The following is a 300-nucleotide window of genomic DNA, read 5'->3' as shown; positions in this document are numbered from 1 at the left end:
CAGGTGCAGGGCGACGAGGGAGGAGGAGCAGGCCGTGTCGACGGTGACCGCCGGCCCTTCCAGGCCGAAGGTGTAGGAGAGCCGGCCCGAGATGACGCTGCCCGAGTTGCCGGTGCCGAGGAAGCCCTCCACCCCTTCGGGCACCGTCTGGAGGGAGGAGGCGTAGTCGTGGTACATGACGCCCGTGAACACGCCGGTCCGGGAGCCGCGCAGGGTGGCCGGGTCGATGCCGGCGCGTTCGAAGACCTCCCACGAGGTTTCCAGCAGGAGTCGCTGCTGGGGGTCCATGGCGAGGGCCTC

General features: G+C 70.7%; 1 protein-coding gene. It reads right to left on the bottom strand.

Annotation, left to right across the window (positions count from 1 at the left end; all coding sequences use genetic code 11):
• Positions 1 to 300 (bottom strand): beta-ketoacyl synthase N-terminal-like domain-containing protein (locus VR44_RS39180; RefSeq protein WP_045952462.1); only part of this gene is annotated, 300 nt, incomplete at both ends.

The organism is Streptomyces katrae (assembly GCF_000966975.1).
In the GTDB taxonomy this organism is placed as follows: Bacteria; Actinomycetota; Actinomycetes; order Streptomycetales; family Streptomycetaceae; genus Streptomyces; species Streptomyces katrae.
The sequence above is the reverse complement of the archived record's forward strand: the minus strand, read 5'-3'. Positions and strand labels throughout refer to the sequence as shown.